Source organism: Pseudoalteromonas sp. 11L1, assembly GCF_055397545.1.
In genome coordinates, this window is record NZ_AP041141.1 from 819,704 (window position 1) to 837,237 (window position 17,534).

Annotated in this window: 11 protein-coding genes and 1 pseudogene; 5 read left to right on the forward strand and 7 right to left on the reverse strand. The window is 42.2% G+C overall.

All coding sequences use genetic code 11. The features are described from left to right. Positions 1–8: 8 nt before the first annotated feature. Together ACZ5WS_RS03795 and ACZ5WS_RS03800 are read left to right on the forward strand one after the other, a co-directional pair. Positions 9–1,799, forward strand: coding sequence for an alkaline phosphatase (locus ACZ5WS_RS03795; protein ID WP_198522149.1), 1,791 nt, complete (start codon positions 9–11; stop codon positions 1,797–1,799). Between the two features lie 117 nt (positions 1,800–1,916). Next, the gene (locus ACZ5WS_RS03800; RefSeq protein WP_054202726.1) at positions 1,917–2,630 is read left to right on the forward strand and encodes a hypothetical protein; all 714 of its coding nucleotides are present in this window, start codon (positions 1,917–1,919) and stop codon (positions 2,628–2,630) included. On the opposite strand, the gene ACZ5WS_RS03805 is transcribed toward ACZ5WS_RS03800, so the two are convergent. Beyond that, positions 2,605–4,500 carry a monovalent cation:proton antiporter-2 (CPA2) family protein gene (locus ACZ5WS_RS03805; RefSeq protein ID WP_138608607.1) on the reverse strand — a complete coding sequence of 632 codons (1,896 nt, stop codon included), beginning with the start codon at positions 4,498–4,500 and terminating at the stop codon, positions 2,605–2,607. The genes ACZ5WS_RS03800 and ACZ5WS_RS03805 overlap by 26 nt on opposite strands. A gap of 119 nt (positions 4,501–4,619) precedes the next feature. Further along, a complete protein-coding gene (locus ACZ5WS_RS03810) occupies positions 4,620–7,019 on the reverse strand; it encodes a PKD domain-containing protein (protein WP_464710745.1) in 2,400 nt (799 codons plus the stop codon). Between the two features lie 335 nt (positions 7,020–7,354). Here ACZ5WS_RS03810 and ACZ5WS_RS03815 point away from each other — a divergent pair. From ACZ5WS_RS03815 to ACZ5WS_RS03825, 3 genes and pseudogenes are all read left to right on the forward strand, one after another. Continuing rightward, positions 7,355–7,912 (forward strand): annotated as a pseudogene (locus ACZ5WS_RS03815) (ABC transporter ATP-binding protein); the annotation flags it as partial. Beyond that, a complete protein-coding gene (locus ACZ5WS_RS03820; RefSeq protein ID WP_464710747.1) occupies positions 7,905–10,334 on the forward strand; it encodes an FtsX-like permease family protein in 2,430 nt (809 codons plus the stop codon). The pseudogene ACZ5WS_RS03815 and the gene ACZ5WS_RS03820, both read left to right, overlap by 8 nt. A 7-nt stretch (positions 10,335–10,341) precedes the next feature. Beyond that, positions 10,342–11,442: a lipocalin-like domain-containing protein gene (locus tag ACZ5WS_RS03825; protein WP_464710748.1), complete on the forward strand. Its 1,101-nt coding sequence runs from the start codon at positions 10,342–10,344 to the stop codon at positions 11,440–11,442. 75 nt (positions 11,443–11,517) lie between these two features. Here ACZ5WS_RS03825 and ACZ5WS_RS03830 read toward each other — a convergent pair whose 3' ends face one another. The 5 genes from ACZ5WS_RS03830 to ACZ5WS_RS03850 all read right to left on the reverse strand — a co-directional run bounded on the left by ACZ5WS_RS03830 (position 11,518) and on the right by ACZ5WS_RS03850 (position 17,457). Then, a complete protein-coding gene (locus ACZ5WS_RS03830) occupies positions 11,518–12,408 on the reverse strand; it encodes a DUF4097 family beta strand repeat-containing protein (protein ID WP_198522154.1) in 891 nt (296 codons plus the stop codon). Between the two features lie 205 nt (positions 12,409–12,613). After that, a complete protein-coding gene (locus ACZ5WS_RS03835; protein WP_464710749.1) occupies positions 12,614–15,145 on the reverse strand; it encodes a TonB-dependent receptor plug domain-containing protein in 2,532 nt (843 codons plus the stop codon). 292 nt (positions 15,146–15,437) lie between these two features. Further along, on the reverse strand, positions 15,438–16,283 hold the full coding sequence (locus tag ACZ5WS_RS03840) for a DUF4198 domain-containing protein (RefSeq protein WP_464710750.1): 846 nt from the start codon (positions 16,281–16,283) through the stop codon (positions 15,438–15,440). 35 nt (positions 16,284–16,318) lie between these two features. Further along, a complete protein-coding gene (locus ACZ5WS_RS03845; RefSeq protein WP_464710752.1) occupies positions 16,319–16,825 on the reverse strand; it encodes a DUF2271 domain-containing protein in 507 nt (168 codons plus the stop codon). Then, positions 16,825–17,457, reverse strand: a complete 633-nt coding sequence (locus ACZ5WS_RS03850) for a PepSY-associated TM helix domain-containing protein (RefSeq protein ID WP_138608665.1) — start codon at positions 17,455–17,457, stop codon at positions 16,825–16,827. The genes ACZ5WS_RS03845 and ACZ5WS_RS03850 overlap by 1 nt, the downstream gene beginning before the upstream one ends. Between the last annotated feature and the right edge of the window lie 77 nt (positions 17,458–17,534).

Here is a 17,534-nt window from a genome sequence, read left to right on the forward strand (position 1 = left end):
CGGCGAATATGAAAAAATTAACAGTACTTTCTTTAGCAGTAATGGTCGCGCTAGCGGGTTGTTCAAGTGATGACGATAAAAGTAATAACAACATTATCGCAGTAGATAACGCAATAGCTGTGGGCTCAGCGCAATGTATTAATGGCGGTGTAGAAACGCAAGTGGGCGTAGATACTAACGAAAATGGCCAGCTAGATAGCGACGAAGTTAACTCATCTAACCTAGTGTGTAATGCGCCGGCAACGTCGTTAACTACAGATCAATTAGCTAACCTTACAGGTAACGCATGGTATAGCGACGCGCAAACTAAGTTAGCAGCAACGCAGCAAGCTAATACCGAGGTGGTTACTGAGTCGGGTAAGGCTAAAAACGTGATTTTATTTGTAGGCGACGGCATGGGTATTTCTACCGTTACGGCTGCACGTATTTTAGCTGGCCAGCTTGAGGGCGGCATGGGTGAAGATTATCAACTTAGCTTTGAAACCATGCCTTACTCAGGCTTTGTTAAAACTTATAATGTAGATGCACAAACCCCCGACTCTGCAGGCACAATGACGGCTATGGTGTCAGGTGTTAAAACCGATGTAGGCGTCATTGGTGTAGACGAAGATATTGAGCGCGGCAACTGTTCAACCGTTGCCGGTAACGAACTGGTGTCTTCGCTTGAGCTTGCCGAAATTGCAGGTAAAGCAACCGGCCTTATTTCAACGGCGCGCATTACCCATGCAACGCCAGCGGCAACGTATGCTAAATCGGCTGATCGTAACTGGGAAGATAACTCAGATATGCCAGCAGGTTCAGATGCTTGTGAAGACATTGCATCGCAGCTTGTTAACTTTGAAGCCAACCTAGAAGCACGTTTTGCAGGTATTGATGTAGATGGCATAGACGTAGTAATGGGGGGCGGTCGTCGTCACTTTTTACCAAAAGATGCCGCGGCTAATTCAAGTGATGCAATGAGCGCGGTTGAAGGGGATCGTACAGATGGCCGTAACTTAGTTACCGAATGGCAAACAACTTATCCTAACGGCAACTATGTAATGGATCAAACTGGTTTTGATGCCATTAGCGACGATGCAACAAAGGTATTTGGCTTATTTAACGAATCCCACATGCAATACGAAGCCGACCGCGCAAACGATGTAGCGGGCGAGCCTTCGCTTTCGCAAATGACCGAAAAAGCAATTAACGTGCTTGATAACAACGATAAGGGCTTTTTCTTATCGGTAGAAGCGGGACGAATAGACCACGCGCACCACGCAGGCAATGCATATAACGCGCTTAACGATACTATTGAATTTGCTAAAGCCGTTAAAGTGGCGATGGACAGTACTAACCCAGAAGAAACATTAATCGTGGTCACAGCCGATCATAGCCATGTGTTTACCATTGCAGGTTATCCTAAGCGTGGTAACCCAATATTGGGTAAAGTGGTTGGTGTAGGCCAAACCGAGCCAAGCCTTGCCGCCGACGATATGCCTTATACCACCGTAGGTTATACCAATGGTTTAGGTTACAGAAACTTAGGCAATGAAACTAATGCTGACGCCTCTTACTTAGCTGGACCTGTTACAGGACGTGTTGATTTAACAAATGTTGATACAACAACACCAGGTTTTCACCAAGAGTCATTAGTACCTCTTAGTTCAGAAACCCACGCGGGTGAAGATGTAGGTGTATACGCAATGGGCCCTGGCGCTCATTTAGTAACAGGCACTAATGAGCAAAGCTTTTTATTCCATGTAATGGACTTTGCCGCAGATTTTGTAAAAGCGGCGGATGAAAAAGTAGCGCAATAAATTAACTAGCAAAACAAACAGCCCGCACACTGTGCGGGCTTTTTTGTGTCATACAAATGCCATTATTAAGCGTTATTTTAGAGTCATAAAGTAATGTTTATCTAAGAGATTACCCCAATGAAAAAGCTATTATTTATATTCTCAGCACTGGCCAGCACGAGTGCGCTCGCCCAGCAGTGCGACATTGATGCTGCGCAACTAAAAGCCGACTATAAAATTACCAATCAGCACAAATCGCAGCACAGCACCCAGTCACTTACTCTTTGGCGAAACAATCAGCAGGTGGCGCATCAAAGTGAAACACTAACCGAGCTTTGGCAGCAGCTAAGTAATAACCAGCTTCGTCCTATTCGTTACTTTAATGCCGAACAACGCGGTATTGAGTACCAACCATCGGAGGTACGTGGAGTGCAAAATTGGAGTGCTAAAAGTCAGCTGGTGGATAACCATTTAATTGCAAAAATGACCCTAGTCAGTTCACAAGGTGAGGGTTGTAATGAGGTAAAAAATTACGTGCTTAATGAGGGCGATAACCAATTTAAGCTGGCTTTTCTCCCGCAAGCAAAATTAGTTAAAACTTTTAGTGTGACCAATAAAAAAAGTGATACTCAAACCTTGCTTAGCTTAAATGATGTAAACAGTGATACACCTGCAATTAAGGCTCAGTTTGCAAAATGGGATAACTTTCAAACCACCGATTACGCGGATATTGGCGATAACGAAAGCGATCCATTTTTAGCTAAAATGATTAATCTTGGCTTTATAGAGCACGGCGCCACCGGTTTTTATAACCAGCAAGGTGAGGCTATTCAAGGTGGGCATCATCATTAGCGTTTTTTGGCTTAACCGTGTTTTCGGTTAAGCCATTTTCATAGTCGTTGGCATCACAGGTATTTAAGTCTTGTCGTGCTTGTTTGTCTTGTTGTAATACTTGCTTTAAATCTTCCATACGTTGGCGTACGGCTACGCCATAACTGGCATCATCACCCCATAACTCGGCTAGTTGCAATACAGCAGCACGGTCGTGATCTCTAAATAACTTACCAGCACGCTCAGCATCTTCTTTACTATTACCAAGCAATTGCAATGATTCTATGGCTAAGTTTATGGCTGAGTCGACGGTTTCGCGGTTAAACGCATCTACTTTTAAATTAAGTAATTGATATGCATGGCGGCGATCTATGGCACGCGCTACTATTTTTAATTGTGGGTAGTTTTTATGCGCGAGCTTAATAATCTCAATAGTTTTATCAGGGTTATCAATTGCTACTACCAACATTTGTGCTGTGTGCGCGCCTGCGGCTTCAAGCAGTTCTTGGCGTGCCGCATCACCATAAAATACGGTATTACCAAAGCGGCGCAGCAGTTCTATTTGGCTTGGGCTGTGATCAAGTACGGTAATTTCGTAGCCTTGCGCATGTAATAAACGCCCCATTATTTGTCCAAAACGACCGTATCCGGCAATGATCACATGTTTGGCTGTGCTTATTTGTTCTGGTTTATCAAACTCAGGTGCCGTGGTGCTATAGTTGCGCTTTTGAATTTGCTCATACAGCATAAGCAGTAAAGGTGCTATTAGCATGGAAACGGCAACCACAAGGGTAACTAAATTAGTTTGCTCTGGGGTTAAAATACTCAAGGTGGTTGTTACACTAAGCAGCACAAAGGCAAACTCGCCGCCCTGAGCAAGGGCTAAGGTAAATAGAAGTTGTTGTTTACGGCTAATATTAAAAGCAATTGCCAAGGCAAATAAAATACAGGCTTTAATGGTAATTAATAACACCACTAATGCAATCACGGTACTGAATTGGTTAAATAGCAATTCAAAATTAATTGATGCGCCAACCGTGATAAAAAATAATCCCAGTAATAAGCCTTTAAAGGGCTCTATATCGGCTTCTAGCTCGTGTCTAAATTCACTTTCGGCCAATACAACACCGGCTAAAAAAGTACCGAGTGCGGGCGATAACCCAATACTTTGCATCACCAGCGAAATAGCCACCACTAAAAACAATGCAAAAATAGTGAATATTTCACGCATGTGGGTTTGTGCTATGTATCTAAATAATGGTGCCGAAACATATTTACCGCCAGCAATGATAGCGGCAATAACAGCAACAGAAACCCCTACTTGCTGCCAAATAGGCCAGCTAGCAATGATGGAGTCGTTAATGTCTTTTGAGTTACCTTGTGGTGCAAAAGCGAGTAGCGGAAGTAGCGCTAAAATAGGAATAATCGCAATATCTTGAAATAATAAAACCGAAAATGCATTTTGCCCAGCTTCTTGTTTTAGCCAGCCTTTTTCTTCAAGGCTTTGCAGCACAATAGCAGTTGAAGACAGCGCGAGCATTAAACCAATAGCTAAAGCCGTTTGCCAATGCATGGCAAAAAACCAATAACAAAAGGCAAAAATAGCCGCTGCACTTAGTACCACCTGTAATCCGCCAAGCCCTAATATTGAGTGGCGCAGAGTCCACAAACGCGAAGGTTGCAGTTCAAGGCCAACTAAAAATAACATCATCACAACGCCAAATTCGGCAAAGTGCATTACATCAGTTTGGTCGCCTACGACACCTAATGCATATGGGCCTATCAAAATGCCTGCAATTAAATAACCTAGCACAGAGCCAAGTCCAAGTCGTTTTGCTATGGGAACTGCAACAATGGCAGCAGCTAAGTAAATTAAAGCTATTTCTAACACGTGCTTACCTTATTAACGTTGAGATAAATAGCATGGCTTAGGTGCGTATAAAATACAATGAGTTATGTGGATATATGCTGTTATTTGTTGTGTGCGTTTTAAAAACGCACACAACAAGGCTAAATATTACATATGTTTATAATAGCTGATCTTGGATCGTCAGACGCTGAATAAAAAATAGTAATAGGCCAATTATAAGTGTTCTCAACGTTGCTTTCGGTTACCGTCACCTCAAATTTAGCAGTTGCTGGTAGGTCTATAAGCAGTTCGCTATCTAGGTAGGTGCTTCCTGATTTTTGCAAAACGAGTGCCTGAGTTTGGTTAAATTGATATTCAAAACGTGCAGAGGCTAGCAGTGTTTCGGTCATGTTAAAGTTTACGTTAATGGTATCTGGCCCGGTAAACTCAGGACATACAAATACGGTAACCTCCACGCTTTGAAATACGGGTAAACTGTTTTGTTCTAAGTCTATCGTAAAGTTATTTTGGGTAATTGCGGGAGAGTTATAGATGGCATTAGCAAGGCGCGGATCGTTGCTGGTTATAGTAATGTTTTCACCTTCAGCTAAGTTAAGTGTTTCGTTAAACTGACCTGCGCTATTTGTGGTGTACGGCACATTGTTAATTGTGAGTTTGGCATTACTAATTGCGGTTCGTTGCACGTTGGTAATTTGCCCTTTTATGTTGCCCGTTATTTGCGATGAATTAGTAGCTGTAACCGAAAACTGAGTAATGGCTTGGTAGTTGTCAGCATCAGTTACCGTGAAAGTTAAGATATAGTTACCAGTTAGATCGGGTGTTAATTCGGTTATGTTTTGGTTGGTGCTACTTAAACTAGCAGATGAACCTGTTGGTGTAGAGAGCTCCCATTCATAGCTAAGCGCGGTGCCCTCTGGATCATAGCTTTGGCTTGCATCAAAGTTAACGGTGCTACCAACGGTGCTGTAGCGAGCTTTATCACCGGTATGAATAATAACGGGCTTGGCGTTTTGTGTAACATTAATAGTGAGTGTTTGTGTGTCTGAAAACTGCTCACCATCATTGGTTTTAAGTGAAACAACAACTTGCCCTTCTGCTGGCGCGCTAAGCGTGGGGGCTGAGCTACTTGTACTGCTTAATACAGCTTGATTTGACGACGAAACTATTTCCCAATGGTAACTTAAAACTGCGCCTTCGGGGTCGTAACTGGCTGAGGCATCTAAAGTAACTTGCTCATTAACACTAATTGAAGACTTGTAACTTACTAGAGTAACTGGTTTTTTATTATCCTTTGTATGCAGCACCGAGGTTACTTGTGGTGAGCTGAGTTCACCGTCAGATACAACTAGGGTAACAACGTAATCGCCTTCAACATCAGCAGTAAGCGAAGGGGTAGCCGATGTGCTTTGCTGTAATTGCGCAGTGCTACTTTCAGGTTTTGCTTGCAGTTGCCAGTTGTAAATTAGAGGGTCGCTATCGGGGTCGCTACATTGTAGGCATTGTAGGGTAGTTAATGTATTTAAGATTATATCAGCTTGCTCTGCAAGAACGGCAATAGGCGCTTTGTTTTCGGTGGTAACGCTTAAGGTTACTTGCGCGGTATCACTTAGATTACCTTCATCGGTTACGCTTAGGGAGATTATGTACTCACCCAATTCATTCGATGCAAAGCCTGCATTTTTGGCAATTGCATTAGATAAGCTTGGGTCGCTGTTCTCAGGCTTAGAGGTTATTGCCCATTGATAACTTAGCGTGTCGTTTGCATCTGGATCGGTACTTTGTTCACCATTTAATGTTACGAGTTGGTTGGGTGAAAGTGTACTGTTTTGAACTGAAATAACAGCGTTTGGCGCAGAATTTACAGCAAGCTGCTCACTTTTTATAAGTACGTTACTATTAGCGGTATCACCAATTGAGTTAGTAATAGTTAATTTAACGCTGTATTCGCCTAGTTTATCAGCAACAAATTGGCTGTTAACGCGGGTGCTATTTTCAAGTTGTGCAGCGCTTGATGTAGGTGTTTTGATAAATTGCCATTGGTAGCTATTAATTACCGCATTAGTAGCGGTGCTTTGTGCTGCTGTTAATTTAACTACATCACCTTGTTTTACGGTTTGTGTGCTGCCTGCGTTTGCAATGAGCTGTGCGTTTGAGGTAACGGTAATTTGTTTGCTTACTACCGAGCTTGAAATTTTGCCGTCGTTCACAATCAGCTTTAAGGTGTAATTTTGCGCTTGTGCTACCGAAAACGTCACAGTGCGTTGGTTGTTAGTATTAAGCGGTATGTTTTGTTGCTCGTCTGCGCTAAGGAGTTGCCACTGGTATGTGAGTGTATCGCCGTCAGGATCGCTACTATTTGCAGCACTAAAAGTAATGGGTGTATTGGTTTTATATTCTGATTGTTCAGTGCCAATAACAGCCACTGGTTGTGCATTTGTGCTAACTGGGGGAGTGACTTGCTTAGTTTCAGAGCTGCCTGAACCACCACACCCGAGAAGTGTGAGTAAAGTGGGTAATATAATTAAAAGTATCCGTTTCATATTAATATCCTTATAAAATTAAACATTAATATGTACCTAAAAAAGAAATAAAGCAAAAAAAAACAAAGTTTTTTGTCGCTCTTTAGTGATTTGGTTTTTAGTTACTGGTTTAGTTAAGTAAACGCGCTTATTGCGTGTAAAAAATCAACCGAAAACCCACTTAAGTGAACGCATTACTGTTATGGTATCGTTTATATATCGAGCCATATTTTTATTACAGGAATAACCTTTTCTTTATGATTTCGCTAAATAATGTATTTTTTACTCGCCAAGATGGTGGCTTGAAACGACAAATAATTAATGATTTATCGTTAACTATTTTACCCGCTGCACACATTGCCTTACTAGGTGATAGTGGCTCGGGCAAAACAACATTATTAAATTTATTAGCCGGTTTACTGTCTCCAGATGCTGGAACTATTACGGTTAATGAGCAAAAAATTAGTGAATTGAGTGCTAATGAGCTTGCGCTTTATCGGCGTAAAATAGGTATTATTTTTCAGCATTACCAATTACTCAGCCCGTTAAATGTAAAAGACAACATGTGCTTTCAAGCAAGGCTTAATGGGTTATCGCCTAGCGACGATGAAGTAAATACGATGGCTAAAAAACTGGGTTTAGAAGGCAAGCTTACAGCAATGCCTGAGCAACTCTCTGGTGGGGAGCAACAACGAGTGGGCATAGGCCGTGCGCTATTAAATAAGCCTAAGTTATTATTGGCTGATGAACCTACGGGTAACCTTGATGCCGCTCGTTCACTCGATATAGTTACGCTATTAAAAAGCCTGTGCGAAGAGCAGCAAATAATACTTATTATGGTCACTCATAGTCAGCGATTGGCCGACCAGTTTACTACGCAATTGTTTTTAAAAGATGGCCAAATTAATGGCTGAGCTTAAACTTATATTAATAACGTATATGCAGTTTTATCGTCGCCATGTAGGGCTGTTATTACTGTTTTTTATTGGCTTTAGTTTGGGCGCGGCGCTACTTACTGCAATACAGGGCTTAAACTTAGAGGCCGGTAAGCGCTATCAACAAACCACAGCACTAATTGCAAACCCAGTGACGCATTTTGTACGCCCAGTGCTAGGTGAAAACAGGTTGCCCAACAGTATGTGGTCGCGTATTAGGGCGGCTGGCTTTACGCAGGTTCAACCGGTTTTAGAGGGCGTAATTGAAACCAATGAGCAGCAAAAGCTCGCGCTTAGGGGCGTCAATTTATTGCAGTGGCTTACAGAAAATACCGGCGGCTCAGCATCAACAACCAACAAGCGTTATTCTGGGTTTGAACAGTTACTAAATACTGTTTATATCGATCCTAAATTAATACAGCGGCTAAATTTAAAAAACAGCCGTATTAATATAAACATGGGTGATGCCACACGCACTTTAGCTGTAAGCGAATTACAAGGTTTAGGCATGACCATGCTGGTGGACATTAGCCTTGCTGATAAATTACTGCGCGCAAATGGGGTAATTAGTTACTTTGAAGTAAGTGGCTTAAATAATAAACAAGCAGCCCAATTAAACCTATTGTTAGGCGATCAAGCACGCCTTGAAGCTGCGCAAGAGCAGGCTTTTGATGCGCTCTCTGAGGCTTTTTTCTTTAATTTACAAGCGCTGGCTTTGTTAGGTTATGTGGTGGGTGCGTTTTTAAGTTTTAATGCAATTAAACTTGCGTACAATGCGCGCGCTCACTTACAGCAGCAAATGTGGGTGCTGGGTTGTCAACGGTCGGCGTTAATTAAAGCGCTGGTTATTGAATTAACGGTGCTTAGTTTTTTTGCTGCGTTATTAGGTGCGTTACTAGGCGCGGCACTGGCAAACACCTTAGTTATGGATGTATCGGCGACTCTGAGAGGGCTCTACCAGCTAGACAGAAGCTTTGTAGTAAGCCTTGATAGCAGCATGGTTGCTAGCGGCTTTTCACTTAATGTTGTTGTTTTGTTGGGGTTTTTGGCCAGCCAATCGGCTCGATTAAGTACTTTTTGTGCGCGTATTAAATGGCTAATGTTTGCGTTAGCTATTTTTGCAGCCAGCTACTTAGCGTTAACGGCAAATACCAAAATAAGTGCCTTATTGCTGTGTGTTTGTGTGCTACTCCTCTTTTTTGTAATTACACCACCGGTAGTTAAAGCCGTTTTTAAACTGCCATGGCCAACACAAAACCCCATTCTTCAGTGGTTAAAAGCAGACAGCCTAGTGCAGTTATCTGCATTACTAAGCTCGGTACTCGCTATTTTAATGGCGATGGGAGCCGCCGTAGGTATGCAAATTATGGTTGGCAGTTTTAGCGACACCTTAGATACACACCTTGAAAAACGCCTAAGCGCTGATTTATACGTAAGGCCCGATCAAAACATTCAAGCGTTAGGGGCTAAGTTGCGTGAACTCCCAGAGGTCGAAAAAGTAGGTGTATATTGGTCAGCTAAAAGTGAGCTTAAAGCACCTAAAAATACGATAGCTGTTGATGTTATGGCATTTGGTGCAACGGCCAGCTACAACCAACACCTTACTTTGTTAAACAATAAAGCACCTACATCTGCAGTATTTGAAAAGAACAAAAATGGGGTTGTGGGTTGCCTAGTGAACGAACCCGCCTTGCTGCAGTACTCGCTTAAAGTAGGTGATGTAATAACCCTAAAACAGCATATTAATACACTAACGTGCCAAGTACGCGCTGCCTATTTTGATTACGGCGAGCAAGGGTTAAATGTTGTTGTAACAACTAATGCATTATTGAATAGCAGCTTAAATTACACCGAGTATGGTTTATCGCTTTGGTTAAAGCCCCATAGTGACGTTGACGCCATAGCCGAATATATTCAAAAACAGCACCAATTAGATAGCCAACAAGTCATTGCTAATCAGCAGTTTAAACGCTTTGCAAAACAGCTATTTGGTAAAACTTTTTATGTTACTCAGGCGCTTAATATATTTATTATGCTGATTGCATTATTTGGCATGTGGGTAAGCTTTTTAACTTTAGGGCGCGGGCAATTACAGCCCATGGCGGTATTACAAACGCTGGGTGTCACACAACAGCAATTATTGGGAGCAAAAGTACTGCAAGCTGCACTTATTATTTTAACCACCTTGTTATTAGCTATACCATTGGGGCTTAGCCTTGGATGGGTACTATTAACTTACGTCATGCCAATTGCCTTTGGTTGGACCATGGCCATGACCGTTAATTGGCTACAGTTAGGTGGCTTTACGGTGCTTATGTTTATGTTAGCTTTATTTGTGAGCGCGTTACCGCTGATAAAATTAACGCGAAGCGCCGTTGCCGATAATGTTGCCAAGCTATAGGACTTACATGAATAGACTAAAAGCAGCTGTTACCTTTATTTTTATTGGCGCATTAAGCGCGTGCCAGCCCGAAGCAGAGCAAGTAAATCAAGATAAACCAATGCATAGCGGGTTTGCACAACAATTTGGTGAACCTGTAAACAAAAACCAAGGGTTGAGCTTTCCACGTGATCATGGGGCGCATCATCAACAAGGAATTGAATGGTGGTACGTGACTGCTAATTTAAAGGCAGATAATGGCGACACCTTTGGTGTGCAATGGACTTTATTTAGGCTCTCGGTTGATGAGCAAAGCACACAAACAGAACCATCACCTTGGTGGAATGGGCAGCTTTACTTTGCTCACTTTGCAATACAAACCGATTCACAGCATCAAGCGTTCGAAAAATATGGCCGATTGGGGCAAGTAAATATAACAGCGCAGCCATTTGAAGCTCGCCTAGATGATTGGCAGTTAGCAAGTAAGGATGCAACATTTTTACCGCTCAGTTTAAAGGCGCAGCAGGAAAATTACAGTGCTAACTTGGTGCTGGCTAATAGCCCACTTGTAAAACATGGCGAGCAAGGTTATAGCCAAAAGACTCACCAGGGGCATGCCTCTTACTATTATAGCTATCCGTTTTTACACGCACAAGGCGACATCACATTTGCGGGTAAAACTTTTAAAGTAACTGGAGATGCTTGGTTAGACAGAGAGTGGTCTTCGGCGCTAATCGATCCTACCCAAAATGGTTGGGACTGGTTTAGCATTCAGGCTGATGATAAAAAACAGGGGGGCTTAATGGCATTTTGTATTCGTAATGGTCAACAAAGTTATGACTACTGCAGTGCATCGCACATTACGCAAAGTGGAATTGTGCGCGCCATTGCAAATGACGACGTGACCTTACAGGTATTAAAAACATCTGAGCTTACAGCCCAAACAACGCCCAGTAGTAAAACCTACCCAGTTAAGTGGCACCTCAAGGTTAAAGGGTTTGAGCCAATTATAATTGAAGCACGTAACCCCGATTCACGAAATCAATTGAGCATTCCCTACTGGGAGGGGCGAATTAAAACTCAAGGCGGTTTTAAAGGTAAAGGTTATGCAGAACTAGTTGGTTATTAGCGGGCTATAAAATGGCTTTCAAAAAGAAATGCACTTAAGCCAAGGTTAAGTGCATTTTATTAAGGGCTCAGTATATTAGTCTAGCTTTACTGAACCAGAGATATTATCGATGCTAACATCGCCAGAGCCTGCTTCTGTAATTGTTAGCCCTTTAGCATGATTAACGCGAATATCGCCAGAGCCATCTTCAATGGTAACGCTTGCATCAACATGTTCAATGGTTAAGTCGCCCGAGTTATCTTCAACGTCGACAGCGCCATTAATATGTTGTATTGCTATGCTTCCCGACCCGTCTTCAACAGTTAATGTACCACGTACATTGCTTACATTCATATCGCCTGAGCCATCATCAATATTTGCATTGCCATTAACGTTATTAATAGTAATGCTGCCCGAACCATCGTTAAGATCTAGATTGCCAGTGATGCTTTGAAGAGAAATATCGCCCGAGCCGTCGTCTATGTTTAGGTTTTTAGCGCCATTGATTGATAAGCTGCCAGAGCCATCTTTTACATCAATATTATTTTTCATGGCGTTAATAGTTATGTCGCCTGAGCCATCATCAATATCTAGCTCAAGATTGTTAGGGACGGTGACCACTAAATTAATGCTTGGCGATTGGCCGCTGTAAAAGCTAATACCATTATTACTTGTATTTTGGGCAACAAGCTTTGCTTTAGTGCCACTTTGATCGAGTGTGAGTTCGTATTCGTCGTCAATATCGGCTGTGTAAATAGTGGCGTCAACATTAATACTGGTTGCTGTTGATGAGCCCATTATTTTAAGTGAACCTGCGCCGCTTAGTACGTCTAGGTATTCAAGATTATTGCTAGGTAGTGTTAGTTGTTGTGTTTGTTTTACCGACGCAACGCTTGGTGAAATATGAAACACGCAGCCACTTAATAATAAAATACCGCTAATTAGTGAAAGTGGTTTAGCAATGGTAGATACAGTTGATGAGCTCATGGTTAGTCCTTTTAGTGTGATGTTATTATTTAATATAACAAGACTAGAGCAAAAATGGGGCCTAAATTTAAGTGTTTGTTTTATAATGAATTTAGTTTTTTGTTGAAAATTAAAAGACTAATTAGTGGTTAAAATTACTAATTATTAATAAAAAGGATGCATAAAGCATCCTTTTCGTTTTAACCGCCAGTTTTAATTATACAAATTAAAAGCTGTAGGTAATGTTACCGTATAAAAAGCGACCATCTAAACTGTATGGTGCATACGGTGTGTATGGAAATATTTGGCTAAAGGTAGAGTAACCAATATTATCGACCGTGGCTTGCGGGTATTGGTCAAATAAGTTGTTGGCACCGAGTGCAAATTTCCACTCATCGTTAGGGCGATACGCAACTTCTAAATCGGTTATCCATTTAGCGTCTAGGTATTCATCGCGATCGGCGGTAGTAGAAATATCGGCAACTTCACCATAACGTGTTGCACGCAAAGTTGTTTGCCATTCGTTAAAGTTCCACACTGCCGACAGATTCAGTTTGTTGTCTGGAGTACCTTCTTCAAAACGACCTACTTCACGGCGTGCAAATACAACATAGTCGTCACCTAATGAGTTTAGTTGTTCAGGATTATCGTCAACGTGTGTTACTTCGGTGTCGTTAAAGTTAGCTGCCGCGTTTAATCGCACGTCGCCAAAGTTATCTAACTGTAGTAGGTAAGTTGCAACAATGTCTACGCCTTGCGTGCGTGAGTCGATTGCGTTGGTAAAGTAGCGTACGCTTTCGGTATTTAACTCACCAGCATCCGTTAAAATTTGTTGTACTGCGGCACCGCTTAAGTTTTCAGAGAGCACAATACGGTCATCAATATCAATACGGTAGGCGTCAACCGTTAAGCTAAAGTTACCTTGGGTGTATACAAAGCCAGCTGTTAAATTAACTGAGTCTTCAGCGTCTAACTGTTTTGCGCCAAGGGCTTGTGCTGCTGGTGCATCTGTTGGGAATAGGCCTACTTCAAACGCTTGGTTGTTTTCAAGTACGGTGGAAATTTGGCGATACGAGCTTTGTGCAAGCGATGGGGCGCGGAAACCTGTGCTAATTGCCCCACGTAGCGATAGGTTTTCGTTTACGCTGTAACGTGTTGCAAGCTTTGAAGTAAAGGTGTTACCAAAGTCGCTGTAATCTTCGTAGCGGCTAGCTAAAACCATGTTCCAGTTGTCGGTTAGGTAGGTGTCAAACTCAACAAATAGTGCAACGTTATGGCGGCTTTCATAGGTTACGCTTTCTGGACCAAAACCCGAAAGTACTTGTGCGCCACCGGCAGCAATTGGATTGCCATTGCTATCAAGTGCAGTAATGTAAGAGGATTCTTCACCTTGTTCTATTTTATAGCTTTCGTGGCGGTATTCAGCACCTAGAGTAAAAAATACGTCGTCAGGTAACCCTAAATCAAGGGTTGTGCTTGCATCACCATTGACTATAAATTGGTCATAAACTAGTGCGCCGTTATCAAATTCGGTGGGGCTGGTAGCACCTAAAGACGTATTTAAGCTATTTACAACACCAAATGCAAAGTCGTTGCGGCCATAGTTGGTACTTACATCCCATGTCCAGTCACCTGTTCCACCTTCTAGGCCTAGGGCAAATGAGTAGTCTTCAACATCGGTTTCAATTTGCGGTAAAAAACCATCTGGGTAGAGTGCTAATACGTTACGGCTGTCTTGTGCACGGCGGTAAAAACCACCTGAGTTACCTTCTCGTTTTGAGTAGCTACCAAATGAATACAGGTTTAGGCTGTTATCTAGCTCGTAACCCATATTGTAAAATAAAGCATAATCTTCAAGGTCTGCTTTACCAAAACGATGGTTGTAACGGTCAATAGTAAATTCGCGCGGGTCTAGGCTGCCATCGTCAAGGCGGCTGTATTGCTCACGCGGATCAAAACCAGAGCGTTGTGTTGGGCTGTTATCGCGGTATTCAATCGATACATTTACAAAGCCGCTGTCTGATAATGCAAATCCAGAGTTAGCGCTAATAGTGCGTGTTGCGCCATCGCTAATTTCGCGGTCATCACCTAGGTTAAATGCAAGATCGCCATTTGCATCTGCGTAGGCGCTTTCTAAGTTAGGTGCGCCCGCCATTTGTGTGTCGTATTCACCATAGGTTACGCTTACACTGCCGCCTTCAGAGGCGTCTTTTAAAACAATATTAATCACCCCGGCAATGGCATCAGAGCCGTATTGCGCTGCAGCGCCATCGCGAAGTACTTCTACGCGCTTAATGGCTGATGTAGGGGTCATGTTTAAATCTACCGCAGTAGATCCTCTGCCTACAACACCCGCTAAGTTTAAAAGCGCGCCAGAGTGACGGCGTTTACCATTGATAAGCACTAAAGTGTGATCGGGCGCTAAGCCGCGCAGTACAGCAGGTTTTGCGTGGTCTGTTCCATCACCTAAAGTGGCACTTGGAAAGTTAAAGCTAGGCACTTGGTTGGCAAGAACTTGGCTAATCTCAAGTTGGCCTGTGCTTGCCATGTCGCTGCTAGTAATAATATCTACTGGCACTGAGCTTTGTGCAATACTTCGCAAACTACGGCGAGTACCTGTTACTGAGATTACTTCGATATTCTCTTGTGCCTGAGTATCTTGTTCTGCTGCATTAGCTGTAACAAAAGAACCGCCAAGTGCAGAGGTTACGGCCAGGCTAAGTGCTAATTTATTGGCAGATAAACGCTTAAAAGTCATTTATGTTCCTTAAGAACGTCGTTGTTTTGGTGAGTTTGAAAAAGGAGCGAATCATATAGAAGCGCTCAACTACGTGCAAAGATAAAAACCATCTATGTTATTCACGTTTTTAATATGTAAGGCCACTGTTTACGTACGTTACAGACGATTAGATCGTTACTGTTGTAATCTTGTGGCGAATGGTTGCGAAATCAATAAAAAGTAAAAGAGAGATTGAAAAAAAGTGATAGGCATAAAAAAGCCAAGTTAAAAACTTGGCTTAGAAAATACGTTTAAATAAATGCCTAAAAAATTACTCAGGGGCTACTTCAAGCGTTGTAAATAATGCATAACGACCTGAGTCTACGCCCTCTTCATTTACATCAACTTCAGTGGCGGTTTCAATTAAATAGATACCCGGTGCGTTCCATGTTGTTGTAAAGAAGCCGTTTTTATCGGTGGTTACTTTTACTTCGCCACGTTCGTTGCGGTAGCGAGTGTCGCCTCTTAAAATATTTACTTCAATGCCTTCGCCTGCTGGTTTTCCGTCTTGTAGTAATTGAAAACGTGCTTGCTCACCAACAAATAAGTCATTTGGGTGTGTAGGGCCACTTAGCTCTAAGCCTAAACCTAACAGGGCTGGCTTAGATGTACCGTTGCGGCTTACAAAGGTATCTACTGTTGAAATAACTTTAGTGGTGCGCACGCCTTCAGCGTTGCTAGGTAATTTAGCGTCTGTTTTTTTACCAAATACACGTTTGCGTTTACCCTCTTCGTCCTTATAGAAGGTCATGTACATTGGCTTTTGCGTCATAGCAATGTGGTAAGTGCCTTCTTCTTTGAGGCTTACTGCTGCTGAGCTCTTGCGCTTTAAGTAATAAGCACGAATGGTTTCAGATACTTTCTCGCCGTTTGGCATAAGCGCCATGAGTAATGTGTCGTCCCATTGAGCGTCTTTTTCTTTTGGCTTAAAGGCTTTGTCGGGGGCAAACATTTCGTTAGAAATACTCGCATCAATCATTACATAATGCGCTTTATCGCCAGAAAGCGAAGTGTGTGATGGTAATAACCAACGGCCATGTGCGCTGGCTGATGTAGATACCAGCGCTGATAAGCTAAGTGCGCCAATTAATGCTGTTTTTAATAAATTAATTTTCATTTTTCTGTCCTTTAAATTCGAATTATAAATAGCTACTACTTAGCGTTTACGGTAACAAAACTGGTTGTAAATTCGTTTTTACCTTCAATAGTTATTTTCTCTGATTGAGTTAAATCAAGCTCAATACGGCTGTAATCACGGCCACCTTCTTCGCGCACAACTTCAATATTAAGTAGGTATTTACCGGGCGTTACAGGGTTACCGTTTAGATCGTTGCCATCCCAACTAATTGTATATGTGCCGGCACGCTTGGTTGCGCCGCTGACACCATCAAACTGAGCATTACTTTTACCGGCTTTGCGCCACCATTGGCGTAGGTCTTTAAACCATTCCGCTTTTTGTACCCAAAGCGCTAATGTTGTGACGTGTTTACGCTCTGGCGTTTCCAGCCATACAGCAACATAAGGTCGGTGGTAAGGTTGCACGTTTAAATCGGCGAGGGTTAATTCAACTTCTAACCTTGACGATTGTGCATGAGCATTAATTTGAAATAGCGCGGCGACTAACAGCGTGATGCTTAGCCATGGTTTAACTTTAAACATTAAGACACTCCTTTTATTTGTGGCACCCAACACAGGTAAATAACGATAGGTGTTGCTACACCTAATGCGGTTATCCATATTCCTGCTAAGCGTTTTTTTCTATTTTGAAATAAAATAATCATGCCGGTGATGGCAAATAGGATCATTAGCACTGCTGATATATCAATAACCCAGCTCCATACATCACCGCTGTAACGGCCTTTATGTAAGTCGCCAATGACACTTAAAAATCCCCCGGTTTGATAATCGAGTAACAATTCGCCACTAATAAAATCAAACTCTGCGTAGGCGTAGCCTGCAGGTAATGGGTAGTCGAGCATGACCAGTGAATCTTGCTTTTCCCACTCAATGCTTTTTACTTTATTCAGCCCATACTGCTTGGCTAGGTAAGCTTCTATTTGGGGGTAAATAGCAGGTAGGGTGTTTAATTGTGTTTGTGCTTTTGTAAGTAGTTCAGCTGGAATTGCAGCGGTAATTTGGCCGTTGTTTTTATCGTTTTTTAACCAGTCAACGTGGTTTAGCACTATGCCGCTTACACAAAATAAAATAAGTAGAAAAAACAAAGCGGTAGAAATATAGATATGTAAAGCACGACTCGTACTATATAAAGCGCGTTTATTAACAAAGGGCATAAAAGGTGCAAATTTAATTAATTTGTACGGATGATAATGATTTGCATTAGCTGTTACAAATTTATTTACCAAACTTT